At 62.9% G+C, this 24,551-nt stretch carries 23 protein-coding genes; 6 read left to right on the top strand and 17 right to left on the bottom strand.

Annotation, left to right across the window (positions count from 1 at the left end):
* Positions 1-200: 200 nt before the first annotated feature.
* The 5 genes from PG881_RS05875 to PG881_RS05855 form a co-directional block, all read right to left on the bottom strand.
* Positions 201-791 carry a hypothetical protein gene (locus tag PG881_RS05875; RefSeq protein WP_029303482.1) on the bottom strand — a complete coding sequence of 197 codons (591 nt, stop codon included), beginning with the start codon at positions 789-791 and terminating at the stop codon, positions 201-203.
* Positions 792-802: 11 nt separating this feature from the next.
* Complete coding sequence (locus PG881_RS05870) at positions 803-2,149, bottom strand: MATE family efflux transporter (RefSeq protein WP_039213156.1); 1,347 nt, start codon at positions 2,147-2,149, stop codon at positions 803-805.
* A gap of 146 nt (positions 2,150-2,295) precedes the next feature.
* Positions 2,296-4,119 carry a SulP family inorganic anion transporter gene (locus PG881_RS05865; protein WP_011705399.1) on the bottom strand — a complete coding sequence of 608 codons (1,824 nt, stop codon included), beginning with the start codon at positions 4,117-4,119 and terminating at the stop codon, positions 2,296-2,298.
* A 70-nt stretch (positions 4,120-4,189) separates the two neighbouring features.
* Positions 4,190-4,810, bottom strand: coding sequence for a nucleotidyltransferase family protein (locus PG881_RS05860; RefSeq protein WP_270798602.1), 621 nt, complete (start codon positions 4,808-4,810; stop codon positions 4,190-4,192).
* Positions 4,800-5,057 carry a GNAT family N-acetyltransferase gene (locus PG881_RS05855; protein WP_011705401.1) on the bottom strand — a complete coding sequence of 86 codons (258 nt, stop codon included), beginning with the start codon at positions 5,055-5,057 and terminating at the stop codon, positions 4,800-4,802. Before PG881_RS05855 ends, PG881_RS05860 begins: the two co-directional genes overlap by 11 nt.
* A 134-nt stretch (positions 5,058-5,191) precedes the next feature.
* Here PG881_RS05855 and cysM point away from each other — a divergent pair, with 134 nt between their 5' ends.
* Both cysM and PG881_RS05845 read left to right on the top strand, forming a co-directional pair.
* A complete protein-coding gene (gene cysM, locus PG881_RS05850) occupies positions 5,192-6,097 on the top strand; it encodes a cysteine synthase CysM (protein ID WP_270798600.1) in 906 nt (301 codons plus the stop codon).
* 165 nt (positions 6,098-6,262) lie between these two features.
* Complete coding sequence (locus PG881_RS05845) at positions 6,263-6,544, top strand: hypothetical protein (protein ID WP_247141412.1); 282 nt, start codon at positions 6,263-6,265, stop codon at positions 6,542-6,544.
* Positions 6,545-6,577: 33 nt separating this feature from the next.
* Here PG881_RS05845 and PG881_RS05840 read toward each other — a convergent pair whose 3' ends face one another.
* The 4 genes from PG881_RS05840 to PG881_RS05825 are packed head-to-tail and all read right to left on the bottom strand — an operon-like array spanning position 6,578 to position 10,319.
* Positions 6,578-7,762: an iron-containing alcohol dehydrogenase gene (locus PG881_RS05840; RefSeq protein WP_270798596.1), complete on the bottom strand. Its 1,185-nt coding sequence runs from the start codon at positions 7,760-7,762 to the stop codon at positions 6,578-6,580.
* A gap of 17 nt (positions 7,763-7,779) precedes the next feature.
* Positions 7,780-8,295 carry an SCP2 sterol-binding domain-containing protein gene (locus PG881_RS05835; protein WP_060388943.1) on the bottom strand — a complete coding sequence of 172 codons (516 nt, stop codon included), beginning with the start codon at positions 8,293-8,295 and terminating at the stop codon, positions 7,780-7,782.
* Positions 8,276-8,878 carry a TetR/AcrR family transcriptional regulator gene (locus PG881_RS05830; RefSeq protein WP_270798590.1) on the bottom strand — a complete coding sequence of 201 codons (603 nt, stop codon included), beginning with the start codon at positions 8,876-8,878 and terminating at the stop codon, positions 8,276-8,278. Before PG881_RS05830 ends, PG881_RS05835 begins: the two co-directional genes overlap by 20 nt.
* A gap of 10 nt (positions 8,879-8,888) precedes the next feature.
* Positions 8,889-10,319, bottom strand: a complete 1,431-nt coding sequence (locus PG881_RS05825) for a coniferyl aldehyde dehydrogenase (RefSeq protein ID WP_270798587.1) — start codon at positions 10,317-10,319, stop codon at positions 8,889-8,891.
* Between the two features lie 211 nt (positions 10,320-10,530).
* Here PG881_RS05825 and PG881_RS05820 point away from each other — a divergent pair, with 211 nt between their 5' ends.
* Positions 10,531-10,824: a hypothetical protein gene (locus tag PG881_RS05820; protein WP_005299095.1), complete on the top strand. Its 294-nt coding sequence runs from the start codon at positions 10,531-10,533 to the stop codon at positions 10,822-10,824.
* Positions 10,825-10,879: 55 nt separating this feature from the next.
* Here the strand turns inward: PG881_RS05820 and PG881_RS05815 are convergent, their stop codons facing one another.
* Positions 10,880-11,329: a C40 family peptidase gene (locus PG881_RS05815; RefSeq protein ID WP_011705408.1), complete on the bottom strand. Its 450-nt coding sequence runs from the start codon at positions 11,327-11,329 to the stop codon at positions 10,880-10,882.
* An 854-nt stretch (positions 11,330-12,183) separates the two neighbouring features.
* Here PG881_RS05815 and ahh1 point away from each other — a divergent pair.
* On the top strand, positions 12,184-14,049 hold the full coding sequence (gene ahh1 / locus PG881_RS05810; protein WP_270798583.1) for a hemolysin Ahh1: 1,866 nt from the start codon (positions 12,184-12,186) through the stop codon (positions 14,047-14,049).
* 66 nt (positions 14,050-14,115) lie between these two features.
* Here ahh1 and PG881_RS05805 read toward each other — a convergent pair whose 3' ends face one another.
* The gene (locus PG881_RS05805; protein ID WP_011705410.1) at positions 14,116-15,024 is read right to left on the bottom strand and encodes a hydrogen peroxide-inducible genes activator; all 909 of its coding nucleotides are present in this window, start codon (positions 15,022-15,024) and stop codon (positions 14,116-14,118) included.
* 146 nt (positions 15,025-15,170) lie between these two features.
* On the opposite strand from PG881_RS05805, the gene PG881_RS05800 reads away from it, so the two are divergent.
* A complete protein-coding gene (locus PG881_RS05800) occupies positions 15,171-15,773 on the top strand; it encodes a peroxiredoxin C (protein WP_270798581.1) in 603 nt (200 codons plus the stop codon).
* A 208-nt stretch (positions 15,774-15,981) separates the two neighbouring features.
* On the opposite strand, the gene PG881_RS05795 is transcribed toward PG881_RS05800, so the two are convergent.
* The 6 genes from PG881_RS05795 to PG881_RS05770 all read right to left on the bottom strand — a co-directional run bounded on the left by PG881_RS05795 (position 15,982) and on the right by PG881_RS05770 (position 22,299).
* Positions 15,982-16,947 carry an alpha-L-glutamate ligase-like protein gene (locus PG881_RS05795; RefSeq protein ID WP_011705412.1) on the bottom strand — a complete coding sequence of 322 codons (966 nt, stop codon included), beginning with the start codon at positions 16,945-16,947 and terminating at the stop codon, positions 15,982-15,984.
* Between the two features lie 3 nt (positions 16,948-16,950).
* The gene (locus PG881_RS05790) at positions 16,951-18,489 is read right to left on the bottom strand and encodes an inactive transglutaminase family protein (protein ID WP_011705413.1); all 1,539 of its coding nucleotides are present in this window, start codon (positions 18,487-18,489) and stop codon (positions 16,951-16,953) included.
* A gap of 3 nt (positions 18,490-18,492) precedes the next feature.
* Complete coding sequence (locus PG881_RS05785) at positions 18,493-19,281, bottom strand: ATP-dependent zinc protease family protein (RefSeq protein ID WP_039213166.1); 789 nt, start codon at positions 19,279-19,281, stop codon at positions 18,493-18,495.
* A 52-nt stretch (positions 19,282-19,333) separates the two neighbouring features.
* Complete coding sequence (cmoB, locus tag PG881_RS05780) at positions 19,334-20,311, bottom strand: tRNA 5-methoxyuridine(34)/uridine 5-oxyacetic acid(34) synthase CmoB (protein ID WP_180345341.1); 978 nt, start codon at positions 20,309-20,311, stop codon at positions 19,334-19,336.
* Positions 20,308-21,057 carry a carboxy-S-adenosyl-L-methionine synthase CmoA gene (gene cmoA, locus PG881_RS05775; RefSeq protein ID WP_011705416.1) on the bottom strand — a complete coding sequence of 250 codons (750 nt, stop codon included), beginning with the start codon at positions 21,055-21,057 and terminating at the stop codon, positions 20,308-20,310. Before cmoA ends, cmoB begins: the two co-directional genes overlap by 4 nt.
* A gap of 393 nt (positions 21,058-21,450) precedes the next feature.
* Positions 21,451-22,299 carry a DUF72 domain-containing protein gene (locus tag PG881_RS05770; RefSeq protein ID WP_270798573.1) on the bottom strand — a complete coding sequence of 283 codons (849 nt, stop codon included), beginning with the start codon at positions 22,297-22,299 and terminating at the stop codon, positions 21,451-21,453.
* Positions 22,300-22,731: 432 nt separating this feature from the next.
* Between PG881_RS05770 and aspS the strand changes: the two genes are divergently transcribed.
* Entirely contained in the window at positions 22,732-24,498 is a 1,767-nt protein-coding gene (gene aspS / locus PG881_RS05765) for an aspartate--tRNA ligase (RefSeq protein ID WP_270798569.1), read from the top strand.
* The last annotated feature ends 53 nt before the right edge of the window (positions 24,499-24,551 follow it).

The raw sequence follows: 24,551 nt of genomic DNA, 5'->3' as shown, positions 1-24,551 counted from the left end.
ATTCGGGACCAATGATTTGCTGTATTCGACGAGCGATTTTTAACTGTTTGAATCACAAGCTGATAAGGCTTTTATCGGTAAGCAGAGAGTCTGAAAAGTGCCGGATGGATCACAATTGTGACGGCCGGATGACAGCTTGTGGCCGCCAGGCGGGCAGCAAAAAGGGGCGCAGGGCCCCTTCTTGGTAACAGGTGTGGCGTTTACTCTTTTTTCTTTTTCTTCTCGGGCAGCGGCTTGCCGTCGCGGGCGATCACCTTGCCCACCTCGAAGCCGATCTGCGCCGCCAGCTCTTCCAGATCCGCGGCCTTGGCTTCGTTGCCGATGGCGTACTGGTAGTTGGCGATGGTGATCTTCTCGGCCACCGGGGTACCCGGGACGATGGGCTCGCGCCAGCCTTGACCCACATGGGCCACCAGGGTGCCGTTCATGATGAGCTCGCCGACGATCTCCTGGGTGGGGATGCCCTTGCCGTAGGTGAGGCCCTGCGGGTGCTTCTTGCCGACCAGGGGCTCTTGGCTTGCGGGCATCAGCTTGGTGCGGATCAGCCACTTGGGCGATTTGGTCTTGCCCACCGCCTTGCCGGTCTGGTACTCGTTGATCTTGATGGTCTTGATCATCTGGGCCATGAAGTCCTTGGTCAGCGCTTTTTGCGCTTCACTGGTTTCATCGATGGCGATGGGGGCCACGTACCAGGTCTGGGCCGCCTGTGCCTTGGGGGCGGCGGGGGCGGTTTGCGCCATGGCGAGCGGGCTGAGCAGGATGGCCGCCAACAAGAGTCCTATCTTCTTCATTGTGATTCCGCTTATGTTTCAACAAGAATTTTGTTTTGCCAGCGACGACTGCGCCAGCGCCAGAACATGGCCAGACCGCGCACCCACTCGTCGCAGGCGAGCGCCAACCAGATACCGACCAGTCCATAACCCTGCATGATACCAAGGAAATAGGCCAGTGGAACGGCAATCCCCCACATGGAGACGAGCGCCATGTAGAGCGGGAAACGGGCGTCCCCGGTGGCGCGCAGGGCGTTGATCACCACCAGATTGAAGGTACGGCCGGGTTCCAGGATGAGGCTTATCAAGAACAGCTGCGCCACCTGGGTGATGATGTCGGCGTCATCGGTGAACAGGCTGATGATGGTGCGGCCGTTGAGGGCCGCCAGCAAGGCGATGAAGGCGGTGACGACGAGCCCCAGCTTCAGGCTTTTGAGCAACTGGCGGTAGGCCTGCTCGAAGCGGCGGGCCCCCGCCAGGTGGCCGATGATGATCTCGTTGCCAAGGCCGATGGAGAGGCCGAACAGCAGGATGAACAGGCAGATCTGGAAGAAGTAGGACTGGGTGGCCAGCGCCTTGTCGCCGAGCAGGCCGACGAAGGCGGTCACCACCATGAACTGCAGCATCCAGGAGAGGTTCTCGCCGGCGGCCGGCAGGCCGATGTGCAGCACCTTGCCCAGCATCAGCCGGCTGGGTTTGACGATCTCCGGCAGGCGCAGCCGGATGCCGGTCTTGCGCGCCACCAGCCACACCAGCAGCACCACCCCGACGATGCGGCCCGCCACCGTGCTGATGGCGACCCCGGCTACCCCGAGCTGGGGCAGGCCGAACCAGCCGTAGAGCAGCAGCAAGTTGCCGACGAAGGTGATGAGGTTGACGATGAGGGTCACGTACATCGCCTGCCGGGTGTGGCCGTGGGCGCGCAGGGTGGCGGCCAGGCAGAGCGCCGCCGCTTCCGGCAGCAGGCACAGGCCGATGATCTGCAGGTAGAGGGTGGCATCGCTCATCAGGTTGGCGGGCAGGTTCATCAGCGCCAGCATGGTACTGGCCCCGGCGATGACGCCGACGGCGGCCACCAGTCCCACCAGCAGGTTGAAACCGATGGCGGTGTGGATGACGACGCGCGCCTTTTCCTTGTCGCCGGCCCCCAGATACTGGGTGATCACCACGCTGGTGCCGATGCTGACGAAGCTGAACAAGGTGATGGCGAGATCGAACACCTGGTTGCCGACCGCGAGCGCCGCCACCCCCTGATAGGAGACGTGACCCACCATGAAGGTGTTGAGGGCCCCGGTCAGAAAGTGCAGGGCGAGATCGATAAACAGTGGCCAGGTCAGGGAGAAGAGGGTGCCCGGACCTGCGTGGGATTGAGTTTGCATGGGGTGTCCAAATACTGGGGATGGCCCTCGTCAGCGCCATCTGGACGGGCATTTAACACCAAGCGGGTACGAGGCGCAATCGTGGCGGTGACCAAGAGGGGGAAGAGAGCGCGGGCCCTGCCGCCATGGGCAGGGCCCGCTCGGGATCAGGCCGGGGTGGCGCCCGCCTCCTGTTCGCTTGGCAGGGTGAGGCGCGCCGAATCGGGCAGGGCGTCATCCTGAGGCCAGCGCGAGAGAATGGCTTCGGTGGTGCTCTCCACCACCTCGTCATCCTTGAACACCGGCTCGCGGTAGCAGCGGGTCATGCGCAGTGCCTGATACATGTCGGGGCAGAGGATGATCCCCTCGTCGCCGACTCGGATCCCGGCCTGCTTGAGCCACAGGCTCATCTGGCCGTGGCGGCCGGCCATCACCATGTGGATGCCGCGCCGTTTCAGATCCTTGTGCAGCTCCCCCAGCATGCTCATCACGCTGATGTCCTGATGGGTGAAGCAGGCCACCGCATCCACCACCAGGCATTTGGGGCTGTGGGGATCCTGCACCAGCAGCGCCAGCACCCGCCGTTTGAAGTAGGGGGCGTTGAAGTAGGTAAGCGGCGAGTTGAAGCGATAGACCAGGATGCCGGGAATGGCCTTGGCCTGCTCGTTGTCCCCCAGGGTACGCACCACCCCCTCGTCGTCCATGCCGAGTAGCTGGTCGGTGGGGCGCATCACGTTGCGCAGGAACTGGAACAGCCCCAGCAGCACCGCGAGGGTGATGCCCGGAATGACCCCCATGGCCAGCACGCTGATGAAGGTGATGAGCGCCAGCCAGAAGGCGGAGCGATCGGAGTGGCGCAGGGCCCACAGGCCGCGAAAGTCGGTGAGCGACAAAGATGCCATCACCAGCACCACGCCGAGGGCGGCGGTGGGGATGTATTGCAGCGGCGCTGTCAGATAGAAGGTGACCAGGGCGATGACGGCGGCGGCGATGATGGAGACCAGCTGGCTCTTGCCGCCGTTGGCATCGTTGACCGCGGTGCGCGAATCCGCGCCGCTGATGGCAAAGCCCTGGGAGGCAGCCGCCGCCAGGTTGGCCATGCCGAGGGCACGAAACTCCTTGTCCGCATCGATCTCGTAGCCGTTCTTGGCGGCGAAGCTGCGGGCGGTCAGCATCATGGAGACGAAGCTCACCATGGCCAGGTTGAGCGCCGGCAGCACCAGTTCCCGCATCAGGCCGGGAGGAAACTCCGGCAGCTGGAAGGCGGGCAGGCCGGAGCCGATGGCGCCCAGGGTGGCGATGCCGAACTGGCCGAGATCGAGCGCCCACACCAGTCCCGCCGTCACCACCATGGCCACCATGGAGGAGGGCCAGGCCGGCTTGAAGCGCTTGGCCAGCAGCAGGGTGAGCAGGGCGGTCAGGCTCATGGCCAGGGTGGGCAGATGGGTCTGGGTGATGTAGCTGGCGCCGCCGGCGATCCGCTCGATGAGATAGCGCTCGCTGAAGGTGAAGCCGAAGATCTTGGAGAGCTGCCCCACCATGATGGTGATGGCCACCCCGTTGAGCAGCCCCATCAGGATCGGGCGGGAGAGAAAGTCCGCCAGCACCCCCAGCTTGAAGCGGCTGGCGATGAGGCACCAGAAGCCGGTCATGGCGGTCATGGTCATCACCAGCTGCCAGTGGCGAGTGGCATCCCCGGCGGCGAGGGGGGTCACCACGGCGGCGATCACCGCGCAGGTGGCGGCATCCGGGCCGACGATGAGCTGGCGGGAGGTACCGAACAGGGCGTACACCAGCATGGGCAGGATGCAGGAGTAGAGGCCGACCAGCGGCCCCACCCCGGCCAGCTCCGCATAGGCGATGGCCACGGGCAGGGCCACGGCGGCCACCGACAATCCAGCGCGCATATCCGGCATCAGCCAGGCCCGCTGGTATTGCAGCAGGGCGGCGAGGCCCGGTAGCCAGCGTTCGAGTGAGAAGAAGTCGCGCATTATTTAACCCATTGAGTTACAAACAGCTTTTCCTTAGTGTGCCCAAGGTTATCGAAACATTGCAATCAGGTTATGGCCAGTTCACCACCAGGTCAGGCCACAGCCGTTGCCACCCCTTGGCCTTGACCCGCTCGGTAAAGACCCGGCGCTCCTGGCGGCAGCGCGGGTTGGGATCCACCTGCAGGGACCAGTTGGGGGCAAAGCCGTAGGGGGCCAGCCACTCGAATGAATCGTCTGCCAGCAGCCGGACCCCGATGCAGGTGGGCACCTCCACCCAGTGGCTGAGGGCCGAGAGCGAGCTGGTGAAGGGGGGCACACGCTGGCGCACATGCATGCGGGCCTGGTTGCGCACCTCCCACTGCTGGCCCGGCACCCTGGCGGCGAGCCAGGCTTCGTGTTCGGCCTCCTGCAATCCAGTGAGATCAGCACTGTCCAGATAGATAAGATCGATGTCGTTGAGGGCGGTCGGCACCGATTTATGGTGCAGGTGATCCCAGATGAGGTTGCGGATAAAACCGGCTCCCAGCGCCCAGTCGGGCAGTGCCAGTTCACGGGCTGCCCGCAGGCAATCCATGCGCTGATCATCGGCCCGCAGCAGGGCTTCGGTCTGCGCCTGCAGGTCGGCTTCCAGGGCGCTCTGGCGAGCGTGCGAGGCTGGCGTGCTGTGACGCGTCTGGGTGTCAGCCGGCATTGCGGCGCAACCAGACGTCGATGTAGCTGCAGCTCGGCACTATGGTGAGCCCTTCTGCCTGGGTCCAGCTGTAGAAGGTGCGCGCCAGCTGATCGGCGATCCCCTGTACCCTGAGCTCGGGCGGGACGAAGGTGCTGTAGGCGTCGATGGTCTTGGCGTCGAGCCGCCGGTAACGCAGCCTGGACTCCTTGCCATCCACCACACAGATGAATTGCTGCTGGTTGGCCTGATGAATGATCTCGCTCATGCTTGCTCCTCGGTACGGGGGATGGGGTTATCTGACCATGTTGGCGCCCCTTTGCCAACTGTTCGGGGTCGCTTACACTGCGAGCCCGGCCGGGTACATACCCGCTAGCCAAGGTATAGAACAGTTCACGAAGGATGGATCCCATTATGGCTTTTGCCACGCTGGAAGAGTTGATCGGCAATACCCCCCTGCTGGCGCTGCGTCGCATCAATCCCCACCCCGGTGTCACCCTGCTGGTCAAGCTGGAGGGCAACAACCCGGCCGGCTCGGTCAAGGACAGGCCGGCGCTGAACCTCATCAAGTGCGCGGAGGCAAGCGGTCACTTAGCGCCAGGGGCGCGGCTCATCGAGGCCACCTCCGGCAACACCGGCATTGCGCTGGCCATGGTGGCGGCGGCGCGGGGCTACCGGATGCGGCTCATCATGCCACATACCATGAGCCAGGAGCGGCGCGATGCCATGCAGGCCTATGGCGCCGAGCTGGTGCTGGTGGAGGGAGGCATGGAGGCCGCGCGCGACCTCGCCCTGGCGATGCAGGCGCGGGGCGAGGGGCTGGTGCTCGACCAGTTCAACAATCCGGCCAACCCGGATGCCCATTACCTCTCCACCGGCCCCGAGATCTGGCGCCAGAGCGAGGGGGCGGTCACTCACTTCGTCTCGGCCATGGGCACCACGGGCACCATCATGGGGGTCTCCCGCTACCTCAAGGAGCAGAACCCGGCGGTGCAGGTGGTCGGCCTGCAACCGGCTGAGGGGAGCCAGATCCCGGGGATCCGGCGCTGGCCCGCGGCCTACCTGCCCGCCATTTTCGAGCCTGCCCGGGTGGATCGGGTGCTGGACGTGACCCAGCAGGAGGCGCTCGCCATGATGCGCCGGTTGGCGCGGGAGGAGGGGATCTGCTGCGGGGTCAGCTCGGGGGGCGCCGTGGCAGGCGCCTTGCGGGTGGCGGCAGAGATCAAACAGGGGGTGGTGGTGGCCATCATCTGCGATCGGGGAGATCGCTACCTCTCCACCGGGGTGTTCAGCGACGAGCAGGGCTGAGGACCTGTGTTAGTAAGATAACTAACATGATATGTATCAACAGCTTGCTGATACATTGCACTGTGTACCCCTTGTAACAATCAACCCTGTTGGCAGGGTTGATTCCATTTGCCTCCTGTTTGACACTCGGCGCCCTTGGTTGACCGATGCAAACAGGAGCGTCCCATGATCTTGCCTTCCTCCCTTCGTCTTTCTCTGTTTGGCCTCTGTCTGGCCACGGCGGGTTGTACCGTCGAACCCTACGCCTATCAGTGCGGCGATAAGCAGTGCTCGGTGATTGATCACCAGGGGCAGAAACACGAGCGGCCGCTGGATGAGGTGAAGCCCGTCTGGGAGCGCAAGCAAGAGCGGGAAGAGGCCGTGCGCCGCAACAAGGAGTCCATCTGGCGCGAAAAAACGCCCGAAGCGCGCGACAACTACGGCGCCGGCGCCACCATCAGCTGGTAACAGGAGGCCCCGCGATGCGGGGCCTCTGTCTGATTACTCCCAGGCGAGCTCGAGCAGGCCGAGCAGCTGGGTGCGGTCGGCATCCTTGCGGTTGTAGAGCAGGGCGCCGTCGTTGATGGCGAGATCGCGGATCTCGGGCAGTAGCGCCTTGTCGGTGACGCCGGCCTCGCGCAGGGTGCGCGGCAGCTTCACCGCCTGCCACAGGGTATCGCGCAGCGCCTGCAGCGCCTCGATGGCGGCCTGGGCCCGCGCGGCGGCCGGGGTTGCGGCAAAACGCTCGGCCCCCACCAGCGGCAGCAGCAGGCGGGCCAGCTCAGGGTCGATGCCCGGCCGGTTGTATTCGAGCACGGTGGGCAGGAAGAGGTTCATGCACAGGCCGTGGGGCAGGTGGCAGCGGGCTCCCAGGCTGTGGCCGAGGGCGTGCACCAGCCCCACCATGGAGTTGGAGAAGGCCATGCCCGCCAGGGTGGAACCTTCCGCCAGCTGCAGCCGCAGTCGCTTGTCCTGCGGGTTGCTCAGCACCTGGGGCAGGGCAGTGGCGATCTTCTCCACCGCCATCAGGGCCAGGGCGTCGCTGACCGGGTTCTTGGCGTTGCCGATGAAGGCCTCGATGGTGTGGGTCATGGCATCCATGGCGGTGGCGGCGGTGATGTTGAGCGGCAGCCCCTGGGTGAGGCGCGGATCCAGCACCGCCAGCTGGGGCAGCAGGAAGGGGGAGGTGAAGGGCACCTTGCGCCCGCTCGCCTCGTCCTTGATCACCGCCACCAGGGTCACTTCCGAGCCGGTGCCCGCCGTGGTGGGCACCACCGCCAGCGGTTGCAGCGGCCGGGTCAGGCAGCCGGCGCCGGCGTAATCCAGCAGCCGCGTCCCCCCCATGGAGGCGAGAATGTTGACCGCCTTGGCGGTGTCAATGACGGAGCCGCCGCCCAGCGCCACCAGGCTGTCACAGCCAAGCTCCCGGTGACGGGCCGCAATCCGCTCCACCACGGCGGTGGAGGAGTCGGCCGGGATCTCGTCCCAGATGGCGGCCACCGGCAGCTCCCCTTCGGCCAGTACCCCGGCCAGCAGGGTGGCCAGGCCAGTGCCGCTGACCCCTTTATCGGTGAGCAGCAGCGGCCTGCGCGCCCCCAATCCCGCCAGCTCGCCGGCCAGTTGCTCCAGCGCCTGCTCGCCCGCCATCAGTTTGACCGGACAGAAAAAATCGTAATAGCGACTCATGGTGCTCATCCTCTCGTTCAGCCGGTCAACAGACCCAGGTAGATGTGGCAGGCCCGGCTCAGCTTGTGGCGCGGGTCAGGATAGTGGCGCAGCAGTGGCCGCGCGATGAAGGCCGGCAGGATCAGCGCCTGCAACTGCTCCAGCGCCCGCACCAGGTGCATGGCGACGGTGAGATCCCCCTCCACCAGCAGGCGGTTCTCGCTGAACGCCTGATTGACCCCGAGCCGAAAGCTGAGGGCGCGAAAGGCGATGGCGGGATGCTTGAAGCGCACCCGCAGCGGATGCAGCCCGCCGGTGTCGGGTGCGGGGCCGCTCTGCCAGCGGCCGGCCGCCTTGTGAATGGTCAGGCCGTGGGCCATGCCGCTCACCTCCAGCCGGATGGTGAGCCCGTCCGGCAGGGGGGCGAGCTCCTGGCGCACCGCCTCGTCGATGCGGGCGGCGCGGCACAGGGTGCGGCCGATGATCCAGAGCAGGCAGCTGATCCAGAGGCGGCGACCCTGCGCCGCCAGAGTATCAAGGTGTCGGTTGTGCATAGGCGTGAACTCCCGAGATGGCGGACCAGAACAGGGCGAAGGCGCTGGCTTGCCAGTGGCCGTCCCGTCCCAGTTCAGGTTGGTCGACAAACAGCGAGGCGCAGGCCAGGAACTGGCCCTGGCACACCTCCAGCATCAGGGCCGGTGGAGCTTGCATCAATTCGCCGCTGGTCTGGCCCTGGGCCAGCAGGCGGGGTAGAAAACGCAGGGTGTCGCTCAGGATCTGGCTGCGCAGCGGGCGAGCCAGCAGGGGGGAGTGAAAGAAGCCCAGCACGAACTTGAGCTCGTGGGGGTGGGCCTGCATCCAGGCCATCGCCTGGCTCCAGTAGTGGCGCGCCTGCTCCTGAAGGGGCAGGGCGGCGTCAGCCTCGGTGATGGCGGCGCCAAGGCGCAGCTTGATGTCCTGGTAGAGGCTCTGGATCAGCACCTCCTTGCTGGGAAAGTGGTGAAACAGGGTGCCGTTGGCCACCCCGGCTGCCTTGGCGATGCGGGCGGTGGCGGCGCCCTGCAAGCCATCTTCGGCGCAGAGGGCAAGGGCGGCATCCAGGATCTGGCGGCGCTTGTCGGTCACGGATGTGTTCATGCTGGTCTCGTCAGCGCAAAAACAGGGCCATCATCAGCCGCTGGTGCCAGCGCCGATAGGGAGGGTGCACCATGGTGCCGGTGCTGAAGCGTCCCCGGCTCAGCACGGTCTTGGCCTTGGAGAAGGTGAGAAACCCCTCGTGGCCGTGGTAGTGACCCATGCCGGAGGCACCGATGCCACCAAAGGGCACGTCATCGGCCGCCACCTGGAACAGGCTGTCGTTGATGGCCATGCCGCCGGAGTGGGTCTCCCGGATCACCTTTTGCTGCAGGGCGGGATCCAGGCTCATCAGGTAGAAGGCGAGCGGGCGGGGCCGCGCGGCTATATAGGCGAGCGCCTCGTCCAGCGAGTCATAGGGCACGATCGGCAGCAGCGGGCCGAAAATCTCCTGCTGCATCAGCTGGCAGTGGCTCGGCACTTCGGTGAGCAGATGGGGCAGCAGGCGGTGAGCGCCATCATCCCGGGCCGGGCTGCCACAGGGGTGGATCTGGGCGCCTGCCCGCTCGGCTTCGGCCAGCCAGCCGGTGAGCCGCTCATACTGGCGGCCATTGATGATGGAGCCGTAATCCGCGCTGGCCAGCCCCTGGGGATAGAGGCGGGTGAAGTGATCGCGATAGGCCTCGACAAAGGCCTGCTCCTGACCGCGTGGCAGCAGCACATAGTCGGGGGCGACGCAGATCTGGCCGGCGTTGAGGCTCTTGCCGAAGATCATCCGCTCCACCGCCAGCGCCAGCGGCATGTCGGGGGCGATGAGGCAGGGGCTCTTGCCACCGAGCTCCAGGGTGAGCGGGGTGAGCTGGGGGGCCGCCGCTGCCATCACCAGCCGTCCCACGGCGGTGGAGCCGGTAAACAGCAGATGGTCGAAGGGCAGGGCGCTGAAGGCGGCCGCCACCTGGGCGTCACCTTCAATCACCATCACCTCGCGCTCGTCGAAGACGCCGTCCAGCAGCTCACGCAGCACCCGGTTGGTGTGTGGGGTGAATTCGGAGAGCTTCAGCATGGCGCGGTTGCCGGCGGCGATGGCGCTGATGAGGGGGCCGAGGCTCAGCATCACCGGGAAGTTCCAGGGCACTATTATGCCGACCACCCCGAGCGGCTGATAGAACACCTCCACCCGGGCCGGCGCCAGCAGCAGGCCGGTGTGGCGGCGGTGCGGGCGCATCCAGCGCTTGATCCGTTTCTGGGTGTAGTTGATCTGCATGACGCAGGGGAGGATGTCGGCAATCATGCTGTCGTAGTCGCTGCGCTGGCCATAGTCTTTGGCCAGGGCATCGCACAGCGGCTGCTTGTGGGCGATCAGGGCGCGTTTGAGCTGGCTGAGGTGGGCTCTGCGCTCGCTCAGGCTCGGCATGGGATGTTGCTGACAGGCGTCTCTGAGTCTGGCCAGTCTGGCCGGGAGCGACAGCTTGTCGGTGGCCTCCTGCAACTGCATCGCTTCCATGGCATACCCCGCTGGTTAGGGACCGACTGATTGGTCGGTCTAAATCTAGCGTCTTGTTAACTGGCTGTAAAGTTTTGTCCGTTGACTTAGGATGGGGCGCGGATGACTCACCCGGCGACTGTGCTGGCCTCCACACTTTCGTGGATTTGGGGTTGGTGAATTATCTAATAAGGGGTAGTTTTTGGCTATCAACCGACAAGGAGAGAGTGTTATGACCAGGGAACTGAACAGCTTGTTGGCCCGCCTGGAAGATGTGGTCGAGCGGATGCCGGATTGCTTCAACACCTATGAATTTGCCCAGAAGCTGGCGCTGCAGCATCAGCGCGAGTTTTTTGCCGCGGGTCACTCCCTGGCCGAACAGGAGGGGCGCCTGCTGCGGGTGCTGCACGAGAAGATTGCCGAGGCCCTGGCCGGCAGCGACAAGGTGATCGAAGGGGCGCTGTTGCCCTGCGTGACCCCCTGGGGTGAGCGGGCCACCTCGCCGCGCTGGCATCGCAAACACTGAGCCATCCGTTGAATCAACAACAGGGCCCGTCGCGGGCCCTGTTGTTTTATGGTGGTCACTGGGTGAGGCGGCGCGCCTGCCAGTAGCGGCTGTTCCAGTAGACGTTGTCGAGGCGCGAGCGGATCACCCCCTTGCTGGTGGAGGCGTGGATGAACTCCCCGCCGCCGGTGTAGACGCCGACGTGGTATTGCTGCCAGCCGGTCTTGAAGAAAACCAGATCGCCGTGCTGCAGCCGGTAGCGATCGACCGGGCGGCCCAGGTTGGCCTGGGATTCGGTGGTTCTGGGCAAATTGAAACCCATCACCTGCTGGTAGGCGAGCTGGGTAAAGGCGGAGCAGTCGAGGCCGGCCCGATCCGAGCCGCCCATGCGATAGGGCACGCCGCGCCACTGCTGATAGAAGCCTTCAAAGGCGCTGCTCTGCTGGCGCGGCGGGGCAGGCTCGGGTGTGCTGGAACAGGCGGCCAGCAACAGGGCCAGCAGGGGTAGCAGCCATTTGCAATCCATGGGGGCTCCTTCGAGACGACAACGTCTTCATCATAAACGGGGTTCGGGGCTCGAACATAGCCTTGCTTGCAAGAAACAGCCTCTGGCTACCTCAAAAGAGGCGCAAATGCAGAGAGTTATAATATTGTTTGTATTCATTTGAATAATATTTGGCGATTATCTTGAATGAGTATTTCAATATTAAAGTAGTTATTCCAATCAGCCCTGTCATGAAATGATAATTAACCTTATTGACGCCGCCCCGTGATCTGTGTCACTTTCTGTCTCAGGGTTAATTCGTTATGATGGCGCCATCAAATAAATGGCAAGGGACCCCGCCATTTTTACCGCCAATATGATGGCAGCACCACAAGATATCTCTGGGTATATTCCCGCAACTGGTTCACATAATAATATTCGGCCAATGACTGGCGTCGGCTGACAATATCACCAGACAGAGGAGGGCCATCCTATGATATCCGGTCCATAGCAGTGAGTGTTCCCTCGCACCAGGAGGCCTGCGGCATCAGGCTGTCACACCATCGTTCAGGCCGATGGGCGCTACTGCCAAGCCAACGGGCACAGTGCGAGATGCAAGGCGCAGTCAGGCGACCTTGAGGGAAGATTGCCATCAGAGCGCGACTCCCGTGTAATAGCCTCGGTGCATGCCGAATCATCCACCTTAGATCGCATCGCGATCCTTGTTCTGTCAACAATAAATGCATTCGCTGCCACGCTGTTAATTCACGGCGAGAATAATGAATGTCATGACAGGCAAGCAGAATAACGCCCCGAAATATAACCGTGAATAATATGGTTATGCCGTATTCGTTCATTGTTTAAATAGCTTGGCGTGATTCGACAAGGAGATAACAATGAAAAACAAAAAACCACGCAAATTCATCACGCAAGCCCCCACTCTCAGTCTGCTCGCGCTGGCCTTGTTGGCAGGCAGCGTGCAAGCCGAAGATATTGGCGAACGTACCGACCAGGGCACCGCCATGCTGGCCAGCCTGCAATCCGAACAGGGTCTGATTTACCTCAATGCCGACGTCTGGCTGAAGGGGCAGGGGGCGACGCCGCTCATGACCCGGGATCAGCTGCGCGAGCGGGTGCTGGAACGGGGCGAGCGTCTGTTCATCGATTTCAGCGCCGTCACCGACAAGAATGAGCGGCAGCAGGCCAGAAAAGCCATGGAGCAGCTGGCCGGCATCTCTTTTGATGCAGACTGGGTGCTGGTGTCAGGCTACAAGGGGGAGCTGCTGTTCACCCCGCTGGGGGGCGTCGATGACCCGGCCTTCTATCAGGTGATGGAGCGGGTCGAGAGCCTAGAAGGGCAGGGCAAGCGCCACAAGCGCTCGCTGACCCAGCCGCCCGCCGCCGAGGCCGGCCTGCCTCACGTGGCCTTCTACCTCAACGTCAACCGCAAGATCAGCGATGCCGAGTGCACCTTCCCGCGCTCGCGTACCTGGAGCCGGGGCGACCGGCTGTTCTGCGATTCTCCGAACATCTCGCTGGTCTACCGAGTCAACCTGGAGCGCTCCCTGCAATTTGGCAACACCGGCTCCGCCACGCCGGATGCCAAGATAGTGCGGATCTCGCTGGACGAAGAGTCGGCCGGTGCTGGCATCCAGCTCAACGAGGATCTGAGCTGGAGCGAGAACATCGCGGACTACCTGCTGCTGGATGGCTGGGCTCGCGACTATGCCACCGATGCCATCGCCCAGGATTACCGCTTCAGCATCGAGGCGTCCAACACCAAGGCGGCGGTGCTCAAGAGCCTACCGACCAACCTCAACAGCAAGTACGAGCATCGCGAGATCTCGGGCTTCGAGGTGGGGGTCACCGGCGGGGTGGAGGTGAACAAGGATGGGCCCAAGGCCAAGCTGGAGGCGTCGGCCAAGTTCAGCCAGCAGCGCCAGCTCGCCTACAACACCCAGGATTACCGGGTCGAACGCTCGGCGCCGAGCGCCCAGAAGGTGAGTTTCAGCTGGGTGCGCGATCAGTACGCGACCGCGGAGTCCCTGCTCTCCTCCAAGACGGCCACCGTCTGGGGCATGGGCTACGATGTGGATCACAACCGTATCCAGCCGCTCAGCTACAAGGGGTTCGTGCCGAATCTGGACGTCATCTACAAGGCGGCACCGGACGAGACGGGCAGCACCGAGTTCAAGATCGACTCCTCGGTCAACATCCGCCCCATCTACACCGGCATCTACAAGCACTACTACGTGGTGGGGGCCCATGTCTCCTTCCAGGGCTTTGAAGATACCGACAAGCGCAGACGGGTGACGGCGTCCACCAGCTTCAAGGTGGACTGGAACCACCCGGTGTTTACCGGCGGTCGCCCGGTCAACCTGCAGCTGGGGGGCTTTGACAACCGCTGCCTGAGCGCGGATGCCAACCATGGTCTGAGCGCGGTGACCTGTGACGAGACCTCGGCCGCCCAGTCCTTCATCTATGACCAGTACGGCCGCTATGTCAGCGCGCAGGATACCCGCCGCTGCCTGGACGGCAACAACCTCGGCCAGCTGCAGAGCTGCAGCCTGAGCCTGGGTCAGCGCTGGGAGTGGAAGGCGGACAGCGATGCGCTCAGCAACCTGAGTGCCCATCAGCTGCTGGGTCATGACAAGCAGAGCGGGGCGCTGGGGCTCTACGACGAGAACGGCAACCCGCAGAATGTGAGCGTACGGACCCTGACCTCCTACACCCGCATCTTCGGGCCACCGGCCAGTCACTGACAGAGCAGGGTCTTGCGCCCAACACAACAACGCCGGCAAGTGCCGGCGTTTTTTATGAGGGGCGGATCAGGCCTTGTTCTCGATGAGCGGGGCGAGCAGCTCCGCCAGCTTGTAGAAGGTCTGCACCCGGGTGGTGCTGGGGCGCCACACCAGCCCGATCTCGCGATAGGGGTGCTCTCCCGGCAGTGGAATGGCCACCAGATCCGTGTTGTCGAGGATGCCGGCATCGATGGCCATCTGCGGCAGGAAGGTTGTGCCGAGCCCGGCGCCGACCATCTGCACCAGGGTGTGCAGGCTGGTGGCGGCAAACGGGTTGATCTTGCTCTTGTCCCGCAGCCGGCAGGCACTCACCGCGTGTTCGGTGAGGCAGTGCTCCCGCTCCAGCAGGAAGATGCTCTGGTTGGGCAGCTCCTTGTAGTCGAACGGAGTGTGCAGGCTGGCCGCCATGCTGGCGGGCATCACCATGTGGAAGGGATCCTGGCCGACCGTCTTGCAGTGAAAGCCGCCGATCTCCACCGGCAGCGCCAGGATCAGCAGGTCGAGCTGACCCTGCTCCAGCTGCTTGAGCAGGTTGGTGGTGGTGTCTTCACGCAGCAACAATTCCAGCTCAGGATAGGTCTTGCCGCACACCTGCAGCAGCTTGCTGAGCAGGAAAGGGGCGATGGTGGGAATGCAGCCCAGGCGTACCGTGCCGTGCATGACCCCCCCTTGATGCTGACCGAGTTCCATCAGATCCCGCGCATCGGAGAGCAAATTGCGAGCTCGCTCGACGATTTCCATGCCGACCGGGGTCATAATGAAGCTCTTGTGGTCCCGTTCCACCAGTTGCAGGTTCATCATGTCCTCCAGCGTCTGGATCCCGGTACTCAGGGTCGACTGGCTGACATGACAGGCCTTGGCGGCGCGGTTGAAGTTCTTGTGCTCGTCGAGAGCAACCAGATATTGCAGCTGTTTCAGGCTGGGCCAACGTTGCATAGGAAAACCCGATTAATGCTATCTATTTAATTTGATTTAACTAATCTACCATCGGGGCTATAGTTTGTCGCTTTAATTAGACGGACTTGGCTCTAGGTAGCCTGATCCTGACAGGATTGTTCACTTCACATAAAGAGGAATTGAATATGGTATTGGTAGGCCGTCCCGCACCCGATTTCACCGCTGCTGCCGTTCTGGGCAATGGCCAGATCGTTGACTCCTTCAACCTGGCATCCCACATCAAGGGCAAGGCAGCCGTCCTGTTCTTCTATCCGCTCGATTTCACCTTCGTCTGCCCGTCCGAGCTGATTGCCTTCGATCACCGTCTGGAAGAGTTCAACAAGCGTGGCGTGGAAGTGATCGGTGTCTCCATCGACTCCGAGTTCTCCCACAACGCCTGGCGCAACACCAAGATCGAAGACGGCGGCATCGGCCCGATCAAGTACCCGCTGGTTGCCGACATCAAGCACGAGATCTGCAAAGCCTATGACGTCGAGCACCCGGAAGCCGGTGTTGCATTCCGTGGCTCCTTCCTGATCGACAAGAACGGTGTCGTTCGTCACCAGGTTGTCAACGATCTGCCGCTGGGCCGCAACATCGACGAGATGCTGCGCATGGTCGACGCCCTGCAGTTCCACGAAGAGCACGGCGAAGTGTGCCCGGCTCAGTGGGAAAAAGGCAAAAAAGGCATGACCGCCTCTCCGGACGGCGTTGCCAAGTACCTGTCCGAGAACGCTGCTTCCCTGTAATCGGGTCAGCAAACCAGATAGTGAAAAACCGATGCCCAGGCATCGGTTTTTTTATGGCCGTTATTCGGCCTCTCGTTTCGCAACGGTGTCCAGCAACCCTTGTCCAGAAACCCATGCTCAGCAGGATTGTGGTTGCCGGCAGATTGCCGATAAACGGCAGGCATAAAAAAGCGCGCCCTTTGGCGCGCTTTTGTCATGGGTGTCCGGACTACTCGTCAAAGATACCGAAGTGATCCTTGGCGAAGTTGACCCGCTGCTCCACGTTCATCTTCACCTGGCCCAGCTTCTCGATGGTCTTGAGATTGGGGACCAGACCGCGGCCGTTGGCGATCTGGATGGCGAGGCCCGGGCGGGCGTTGAGCTCCAGCAGCATGGGGCCGCGGAACTTGTCCAGCACCATGTCGGTGCCGATGTAGCCCAGGCCCGACATCTCGTAGCAGGAGGCCGCCAGGGTCAGCAGGGTGTCCCAGTGGGGCACCTTGAGCTCATAGAGATCGAGGCCGGTGTCCGGGTGGTGGCGCAGCGGATTGCCGAATTGCACCGCCCGCAGCGCACGGCCGGTACGCAGGCACAGACCCACCCCCACGGCGCCCTGGTGCAGGTTCGCCTTGCCGTCGGACGCGGCGGTGGAGAGGCGCATCATGGCCATCACCGGGAAGCCCTTGAAGATGATCACCCGGGCATCGGGGACCCCTTCGAACGAGTAGCCGTCGAACACGTCATCAAAGTTGATGAGGCCTTCAACCAGCGCCACGTCGGGCTTGCCGCCCAGCGAATAGAGCCCGGCCAGGATGTTGGAGACATGACGCTCCAGATCCTGCCCGTTGGAGGCGCTGCCATTGGGCTTGTAGAACAGGCCCTCTTCCTGGCGCAGGATCACCAGGATCCCCTTGCCGCCGGAGCCGCGTGCCGGCTTGATGCAGAAGCCCGGCCAATCCTTCACCAGCTCGGTGATGCGGCTCACGTCGTGCTGGGCACGAATGGTGCCGATCAGTTCCGGTACCGTGACGCCGGCATCCAGCGCAATGCGCTTGGTCTGCAGCTTGTCATCCACCAGCGGATAGAGGCTGCGCGGATTGTAGCGGCTGATGTAGGAGTGGTTGCGCTTGTTCATGCCGAGGATGCCTGATTGGGACAGGCTCCACGGGGTGGTGTACTTTTCCCAGAACCACATCTGTTACTTGTCCTTACCCGGAGTGGCACCCGATTTGATCTCGTCCACCAGCGGCTTGAAGCGCTTGAGTTCGCTCAGCTTGTAGCCGGTGTAGTTACCCATCAACAGCACGGTTGCCATCAGCACCAGCTGCAGGCCGAGGAAGTTGAAGGTGAGGTGACGGATCAGTTCGTTATCCATGGCCAGATAGGCGATGACGGCCACCAGCAGGGAGCCGCCACCCTGGCGGAACACCTCTTTCGGACCCTCTTCTTCCCACAGGATGGACATCCGCTCGATGGTCCAGGAGAGGATGATCATCGGGAAGAAGGTGATCTTCATGCCGTCGGTCAGCCCCAGCTTGAAGGCAAACGCGGAGAAGATGCCGATCATCGAGATCACCATGATGATGATGGCCGATATTCGGGCGACCAGCAGCAGGTTGAGCCGCGACAGGTAGGAGCGGATCACCAGACCGGTGCCGACGATCAGCAGGAAACCGATGAGACCGGTGACCAGCGAGGTCTGGATGAAGGCGACCGCGATCAGCACCGGCATGAAGGTACCCGAGGTCTTGATCCCCACCAGTACCCGCAGGAACACCACCATCAGCACGCCGATGGGGATCAGCAGCAAGCCCTTGAACAGGGTCTGCTCTTCCAGCGGCAGGCTGTGGATGGAGAAGTTCATCATCTCCGATTTTTCAAACTTCTGGGCCAGCGCCACGCTGACCGGCTGTTCCTGCTCGATCATCGAGAAACTGACGCGGGAGTTGTGACCACCGGTCACGTCCAGCAGGGCGCCGGAGTTGTATTCCCATAGCAACAGGTTGGCAGGGCGGCCCTGTTCACCGGTCTGCGGGTTGAACAGCTTGTAGTCGGTCGGGCTGTTGAACACCTGCAGGTAATCCACCAGCTCCTGACGACGGCGGCCATCTTCCAGGCTCAGCGCGTGCACGACCCGGGTCGGCACGTCGGCGTTGTTGAGCAGTTCGGCGATCAGGTTGGCGCGGCTCTTGTGCTTCTTCAACAGCTCGGCGTTCTGCTCCTGCTTCTCGATCTCCTTGATGATCTCGCGGGTCAGGGTGTAGCCGTCGGCGGAGCGCTCCTGGGCACGTTCCAGGATCTGCTTCATGGCGGTGGCGTAGGGCTCGCTCTCGATCTGCTTCTCGATGGCCGGCGGCAGCGGGTTGGCGGCCGGTTTGGCATGGGCATCGGCCATCATGTCGACGCGGTAGTAGAGCTCCTGACGACCGGAAGCGCTGCGAATGGACCACTCGGCGCGGGCATCGCCATCCTTCTCGACGAAGGAGAGGCCGTAGCCCGGGCTCGCGGCGTTCTCGTTCATCAGGGTGAAACCGGGCTGGGTGCCCGGAATGGCCAGGGAGGCGATCACCGGCTCGCCGGTGGCCTCGAACTCCAGCTTGGCTTCGATGGACCAGATCTGGCGTTTTTCACCCGGCGTGAGCGGTACATCCAGCGCGATGTGGTGATAGAACGTCATCCCCAGGCCGACAATGTACAGCAGGGCTACCAGCAAATAGAACGGCTTACGGGAAACCATGGATTATTTCACATCCTTGAGCTTGGGTTTGGGTTGGATATATTCGCGGGCCACATCAACCACGGCGATGTCTTTCAAAAACTCACGGCCGAGCAGCACGGGGAAGGCCATGTCGCTGCGGTCCTTCAGGGTAAATTCGGCCTTCTCGGTCATGTCGCCGATGCGTACCGCGAGGCGCACCACCGGACGGCGGTCGAGGTCGTCGGCGGAGGCCTGACGCACCCGCACGTGGCGCACCAGCGGCGCTTCAATCTGGATCTTGTCGTCCATCTCCTGATGGCTCAGGAAGAAGCGCACCCAGTTCTTGCCGTTGCGCTCGAAGATGGTGATGTCCTGGGCGCTGATGGAGGAGGTGGTGGCACCGGTATCGACCCGCGCCTGGAAGGCGTCGTTGGCCGCGTCAACCCAGATCCACTCCGCCTCGCCGACCAGCAGCTTGCCGTCGACGGTGTGACCCTGGCTCGGGGCCTGGCACTTCTCGGTCGGGATCGCCATGGGCTTGGGTGGCTCGGGCGGCAGGGATTCGAGCTTGCTGCCGACTTTGTTCACGGACTCTTTCATGTTGTTGACATCAGTGTTGAGCTGAACCAGCAGGTGCTGTTGCTGCACATACTGCTTCTGTTGCTGTTCCATGGATGTTTGCAGGCGCTGCTCGCTCAGATTGATCTCGTTGCGAAGCTCGGCCAGCGTCAAGGTAGGTACCGGGGGCGCTTTCTCCATACTGACACACCCGCCGAGACTGAGCAGGGAGAGCAGGGTCATTCCTTTTAATTTGCTTTTCATGTCATTCATTTAACTGTGCTTCCTGGAATTGGGTCAGTGTAACTTCCACAGCCGCCATCGGCTAGTCTTTGGCCTTTCTGGCAATCAGTACGGCACGTTTCGGTGCCGGGTGTCCTTCTACCGTGAGTGCAGGATTGGTTGGATCCAGATAATCACTCAGGGATTCATTAATCATCCAGTCGGTACGACGCTGTTCGTCGGTGCTGGTCATATTCTCGTCGACAATCCGCACATCGGTAAATCCGCAGCGCTCGACCCACAGCTTGAGGGCCGCGCTGGAGGGGATGAACCAGACGTTGCGCATCTTGCCGTAGCGATCGGTGGGCACCAGCACGTCGTTGACGCCGCCGTCGATCACCAGCGTCTCCAGCACCAGCTCGCCATCGTCTTTCAACTGGTTGCGCAGCTGTTCAATGTGCTCGACGGGGGACTTGCGGTGATAGAGCACCCCCATGGAGAAGACGGTGTCGAACGCCCGCAGCTCCGGCAGCTCCTGAATGCCGAGCGGCAGCAGGTGGGCGCGCTGGTCGTTGCCGGCGAAGTGGCGGATGGCCTCGAACTGGCAGAGGAACAGCGGGCTCGGATCGATGCCGACCGCAAGCCGAGCTCCTTCGCCCACCATGCGCCAGAGGTGGTAGCCGCTGCCGCAGCCCACGTCCAGCACGTAGCGACCGGCAAGCGGGCTGATGTGGGGCAGTACCCGATCCCACTTCCAGTCGGAGCGCCATTCGGTGTCGATGTGGATGCCGTGTACCGTGAACGGCCCCTTGCGCCAGGGCATGAAGTGGCGCAGCAGGCTCTCCACCTTCTTGCGCTCCCCTTCGCCAAGGCTCTCGGCCGAGCCGATTTCGACCCGGCTGTGCAGCTCGATGTGGCCGGGGGCCACCTGCGGCAGCTTGTTGAGGGCGCGGTTCCAGCGCGGCAGATCGCCGTGCTGGTTGTCGTGCTGCCAGGCGTGCAACTGGGCGGGCAGGGTATGCAGCCAGTGGCTCAGCCGATTCTTGGCGATCAGCTGGTAGAAGTTGGCAAAGTCGATCATGGCTGAGCAGGCTCGCTCGATTTGATGGCAATCATGGAGCCGAAGTTGAAGCACTGGAACCAGAGATCCTGATGGGCGAAGCCGGCGTCTCGCAGGCGGGCCTGATGCACCGGCAGGCTGTCGGTGCGCATCACGTTCTCAAGAGCGGTGCGCTTCTGGCTGATCTCCAGCTCGCTGTAACCGTTGGCGCGCTTGAAGTCGAGGTGCAGGTCGATGAGCAGCTCGTTGACCGGTGCATCTTCGAAGCGGAATTTTTCGCTCAGGATCAGGATCCCGCCCGGGCGCAGCCCATCAAAGATGCGCTGGATCAGGGCGGCCCGCTTTTCGGGCTCGACGAACTGCAGGGTGAAGTTGAGCACCACCACGGAGGCGTTCTCGATGGCGATGTCGCAGATGTCCGCCTCCACCAGCTCCACCGGCACCTCGGACTTGAAGCCTGAGAGGTGGGCGCGGGCACGCTCGATCATGGGGTGGGAGAGATCCACCGCCGTGATGTGGCAGCCGGGCTGGGTGACGTGGCGACGCATCGCCTGGGTGGCGGCGCCGAGCGAACAGCCGAGGTCGTAGAGCCGGCTTTGTGGCTGGGCGTAACGGGCGGCCATCATGCCGATGGCGGAGATGATGTTGCTGTAACCCGGCACCGAGCGCTGGATCATGTCGGGGAAGACATCGACGACCTGTTCGTCAAAGCAAAAATCCCCCAATCGAGCGATAGGGGCGGCAAAAATCTGATCTTTGGTATGCATGCTGGCGCAACCTGACAGCCGGTGCGCGAACCGACTGTTTTGTTCAATTGAATCGTTGGGTGACACCGGTCCGGGCCGGGTCGTCACCGGTTCACGAACGGGGTGGCGGGCCTTGAGATCCATCGGGCCGGTTCCGTTCGCAATGGACCATCATCCTGGTCCTTTCTGAGGGCGGCACCATCTGCGGCAACGAGTTGCAGCGCACTGGCGTCAGGGCCCTGTTTATGGCGCCGGATACCAGCCTGCATCGGATTGTGCTGGGCTGGCGGTCCGGGTCCTTACTTGGGGCGCTAGTGTAGAGGAAAGGTCGGCGTTTGTCTTGACGCCAAGCCCCGTCCAGCCACAAAAAAACGGCTTTTTTTCGCGGCGGGGAAGACGGGGTGAGGCGGCTGACTAAAAGGGCAGCACGCCCTGCTGCGCGCGATCGTTTTCCCCCGGCCAGGGGGCCATCTCTTCCCCCAGCAGGCGGGCAACCTGACGGGCCAGCTCGGGCGACTGGGCGTTGTCGGCCGTATGTATAAAGAGGTAGAGATCTTTTCCCTCCGCCAGCCACTGGCGCCAGTGGGGGAGCCAGCCTGGCAGGAAGGGGTGGTTGGCGGCCGGATCCGGCAGGCCGATGAGCCGCACCACGGGGGCATTGGCGGTGGCCAGCAGGTGCACCGGCAGCCTCGGCTTCTTGCCCTGGGCATCGATCATGGCTGGCGTGGTGGCTGGCACCGAGAACAGCGGCCGGCTGTCGAGCATGATGCGGTTGATGCCCTTCTCCATCAGCAGCCGGTTCAACTGCCGCTCCGCCTCGCCCTTGGCGAAGAAATCGGGGTGGCGCACCTCGAGGGCATAGCGAAACGCCGGCGGCAGCCGTTCGAAAAAGGCCGCCAGACGGGGCAGTCCCTGTGGGCCGAAGCGAGCGGGCAGCTGCAGCTTGAGCAGTCCCAGCTTGTCGTGCAAGGGCTCTAGCAGGCGGATGAAGTCGCTCACTTGTTTGTCGGCGCTCACCAGATCGCTCTGGTGGCTGATGGCTTGCGGAAACTTGAAGCTGAAACGAAAGTGGGCAGGCACCGCATCGGCCCAGCGCCGGACCGTGTCGGGGGTCGGCGAGGCGTAGAAGGTGGTATTGCCTTCCACCGTGTTGAATACCCGGGCATAGTGGGCGAGGTGCTCGGCGGGCTTGGCGCCCACGCCCAGCAAGTGACCTGGCCAGGCCGGGTGCGACCATTGTGGCAGGCCCAAAAAGAGGCTCATGAGGGATCCTGTCTGCGGGTTTATCTCGTTTTACCCCCCTTTTTTGCCCTGGGATGTAAAAAACAGGGCAAAGGAGGCTGCTGGCCATTTTACCCAAATGGGGGTTTTCCTCTATAATGCCAGCCCTTTTGTTTGCCAATTTGTTGTGACTCACGCCGCTGTACGCATATTGTGACGACGGCAGCGGCCATGATGCGGCCAAACAACAATCGCTTGCCGATGCCCTCCGCCCGACACCCCGGCCGCTTGCCAGCCGCCTCTGGTCGAGCCGATATCGGCGGCAGGTGTCCGATCCCGGCGGTCGGACGGTACGAGACAGATTTCAAACCGGGCAAGAACAGGATCTGGCCAGCTGTGAGACAGACGGTGCTTGCCAGTCGTGCCCGGCGACCCAGGTTAACCGTCTCTCTACAAATTCGAAGGAAGAAGTCCATGCGCTCTATCTATTGCGGACAGGTCAATGAGGCCCATGCAGGGCAGACCATTACATTGTGCGGTTGGGTCCATCGTCGTCGCGATCTGGGCGGCCTCATCTTTATCGACATGCGCGACCGGGAAGGGATCGTGCAGGTGTTCTTCGATCCGGACAAGCCGGACGCCTTTGCCCTGGCCTCCGAACTGCGCGGCGAATTCTGCATTCAGGTCTCCGGCGTGGTGCGCACCCGTCCCGACTCCCAGCGCAACAGCGACATGGCCACCGGTGCCATCGAGGTGTTTGCCCACGAGCTGACCATCATCAACCGTGCCGAGCCGCTGCCGCTGGACTTCAACCAGGTCAACAGCGAAGAGGTGAGCCTCAAGTATCGCTACCTGGACCTGCGTCGCCCCGAGATGGCCAAGTACCTGAAGACCCGCGCCAAGGCCAGTGCCTTCGTGCGCCGCTTCATGGACGAGCACGGCTTCCTCGACATCGAGACCCCGATGCTGACCAAGGCCACCCCGGAAGGGGCCCGCGACTATCTGGTGCCGAGCCGCGTGCACAAGGGCAAGTTCTACGCCCTGCCGCAATCCCCGCAGCTGTTCAAGCAGCTGCTGATGATGTCCGGCTTCGACCGCTACTACCAGATCGTCAAGTGCTTCCGCGACGAAGACCTGCGTGCCGACCGCCAGCCGGAATTCACCCAGATCGACGTGGAAACCTCCTTCATGACCGCGCCGCAGGTGCGTGAAATCATGGAAGAGATGATCCGCAAACTGTGGCTGCACATCCTGAACGTGGATCTGGGCGACTTCCCGATCATGACCTTCGACGAAGCCATGCGTCGCTACGGCTCCGACAAGCCGGACCTGCGTCTGCCGATGGAGCTGGTCGATGTGGCTGACCTGCTGACCGCGGTCGAGTTCGCCGTGTTCGCCGGCCCCGCCAACGATCCGAAAGGCCGCGTGGCTGCCCTGAAAGTCCCGGGCGGCGCCGAGCTCTCTCGCAAGCAGATCGACGAGTACACCAAGTTTGTCGGCATCTACGGTGCCAAGGGCCTGGCCTGGATGAAGGTCAACGAAGCCGCCAACGGTATCGAAGGGGTGCAGTCCCCGGTGGCCAAGTTCCTCTCCGACGCCATCGTGCGCGAGATCCTGGCCCGCACCGGCGCAGCCGACGGCGACATCATCTTCTTCGGTGCCGACTCCAAGAAAGTAGTGTGCGATGCCATGGGCGCCCTGCGTCTGAAAGTGGGCCGTGATCTGGGTCTGCTGGAGAACAGCTGGAGGCCGCTGTGGGTCATCGACTTCCCGATGTTCGAAGAGGATGGCGAAGGCGGTCTGGCTGCCATGCACCACCCGTTCACCGCGCCGAGCGGCCTGAGCCCGGAGCAGCTGAAAGCCAACCCGGTAGGCGCTTACGCCAACGCTTACGACATGGTGATCAACGGCTACGAAGTGGGTGGCGGTTCTGTCCGTATCCACAACAGCGAGATGCAGGCCACCGTGTTCGACATCCTGGGTATTACCCCGGCCGAGCAGCGCCTGAAGTTCGGCTTCCTGCTGGATGCCCTGAAGTACGGTACCCCGCCGCACGCCGGCCTGGCCTTCGGCCTGGACCGTCTGAGCATGCTGCTGACCGGTACTGAAAACATCCGGGACGTGATTGCCTTCCCGAAAACCACGGCGGCCGCCTGTCTGATGACAGACGCCCCCAGCTTTGCCAACGCCGCCCAACTGGGCGAGCTGGCGATTGCGACCACCGTCAAGGGTGATGAATAAGCCGTTACCGGCAGCAAAGGCCGCAGCAATGCGGCCTTTCCCTTGCATTAGTC

The organism is Aeromonas sp. QDB54 (assembly GCF_027707385.1).
GTDB classification, from domain to species: Bacteria; Pseudomonadota; Gammaproteobacteria; order Enterobacterales; family Aeromonadaceae; genus Aeromonas; species Aeromonas hydrophila.
This window is presented reverse-complemented; position numbering and strand designations above follow the sequence as displayed.

Coding starts and splice junctions, on each gene's coding strand:
- PG881_RS05875 (WP_029303482.1), bottom strand. CDS start 791: ATGAAGAAGATAGGACTCTTGTTGGCGGCCATCCTGCTCAGCCCGCTC.
- PG881_RS05870 (WP_039213156.1), bottom strand. CDS start 2,149: ATGCAAACTCAATCCCACGCAGGTCCGGGCACCCTCTTCTCCCTGACC.
- PG881_RS05865 (WP_011705399.1), bottom strand. CDS start 4,119: ATGCGCGACTTCTTCTCACTCGAACGCTGGCTACCGGGCCTCGCCGCC.
- PG881_RS05860 (WP_270798602.1), bottom strand. CDS start 4,810: ATGCCGGCTGACACCCAGACGCGTCACAGCACGCCAGCCTCGCACGCT.
- PG881_RS05855 (WP_011705401.1), bottom strand. CDS start 5,057: ATGAGCGAGATCATTCATCAGGCCAACCAGCAGCAATTCATCTGTGTG.
- cysM (WP_270798600.1), top strand. CDS start 5,192: ATGGATCCCATTATGGCTTTTGCCACGCTGGAAGAGTTGATCGGCAAT.
- PG881_RS05845 (WP_247141412.1), top strand. CDS start 6,263: ATGATCTTGCCTTCCTCCCTTCGTCTTTCTCTGTTTGGCCTCTGTCTG.
- PG881_RS05840 (WP_270798596.1), bottom strand. CDS start 7,762: ATGAGTCGCTATTACGATTTTTTCTGTCCGGTCAAACTGATGGCGGGC.
- PG881_RS05835 (WP_060388943.1), bottom strand. CDS start 8,295: ATGCACAACCGACACCTTGATACTCTGGCGGCGCAGGGTCGCCGCCTC.
- PG881_RS05830 (WP_270798590.1), bottom strand. CDS start 8,878: ATGAACACATCCGTGACCGACAAGCGCCGCCAGATCCTGGATGCCGCC.
- PG881_RS05825 (WP_270798587.1), bottom strand. CDS start 10,319: ATGGAAGCGATGCAGTTGCAGGAGGCCACCGACAAGCTGTCGCTCCCG.
- PG881_RS05820 (WP_005299095.1), top strand. CDS start 10,531: ATGACCAGGGAACTGAACAGCTTGTTGGCCCGCCTGGAAGATGTGGTC.
- PG881_RS05815 (WP_011705408.1), bottom strand. CDS start 11,329: ATGGATTGCAAATGGCTGCTACCCCTGCTGGCCCTGTTGCTGGCCGCC.
- ahh1 (WP_270798583.1), top strand. CDS start 12,184: ATGAAAAACAAAAAACCACGCAAATTCATCACGCAAGCCCCCACTCTC.
- PG881_RS05805 (WP_011705410.1), bottom strand. CDS start 15,024: ATGCAACGTTGGCCCAGCCTGAAACAGCTGCAATATCTGGTTGCTCTC.
- PG881_RS05800 (WP_270798581.1), top strand. CDS start 15,171: ATGGTATTGGTAGGCCGTCCCGCACCCGATTTCACCGCTGCTGCCGTT.
- PG881_RS05795 (WP_011705412.1), bottom strand. CDS start 16,947: ATGTGGTTCTGGGAAAAGTACACCACCCCGTGGAGCCTGTCCCAATCA.
- PG881_RS05790 (WP_011705413.1), bottom strand. CDS start 18,489: ATGGTTTCCCGTAAGCCGTTCTATTTGCTGGTAGCCCTGCTGTACATT.
- PG881_RS05785 (WP_039213166.1), bottom strand. CDS start 19,281: ATGAATGACATGAAAAGCAAATTAAAAGGAATGACCCTGCTCTCCCTG.
- cmoB (WP_180345341.1), bottom strand. CDS start 20,311: ATGATCGACTTTGCCAACTTCTACCAGCTGATCGCCAAGAATCGGCTG.
- cmoA (WP_011705416.1), bottom strand. CDS start 21,057: ATGCATACCAAAGATCAGATTTTTGCCGCCCCTATCGCTCGATTGGGG.
- PG881_RS05770 (WP_270798573.1), bottom strand. CDS start 22,299: ATGAGCCTCTTTTTGGGCCTGCCACAATGGTCGCACCCGGCCTGGCCA.
- aspS (WP_270798569.1), top strand. CDS start 22,732: ATGCGCTCTATCTATTGCGGACAGGTCAATGAGGCCCATGCAGGGCAG.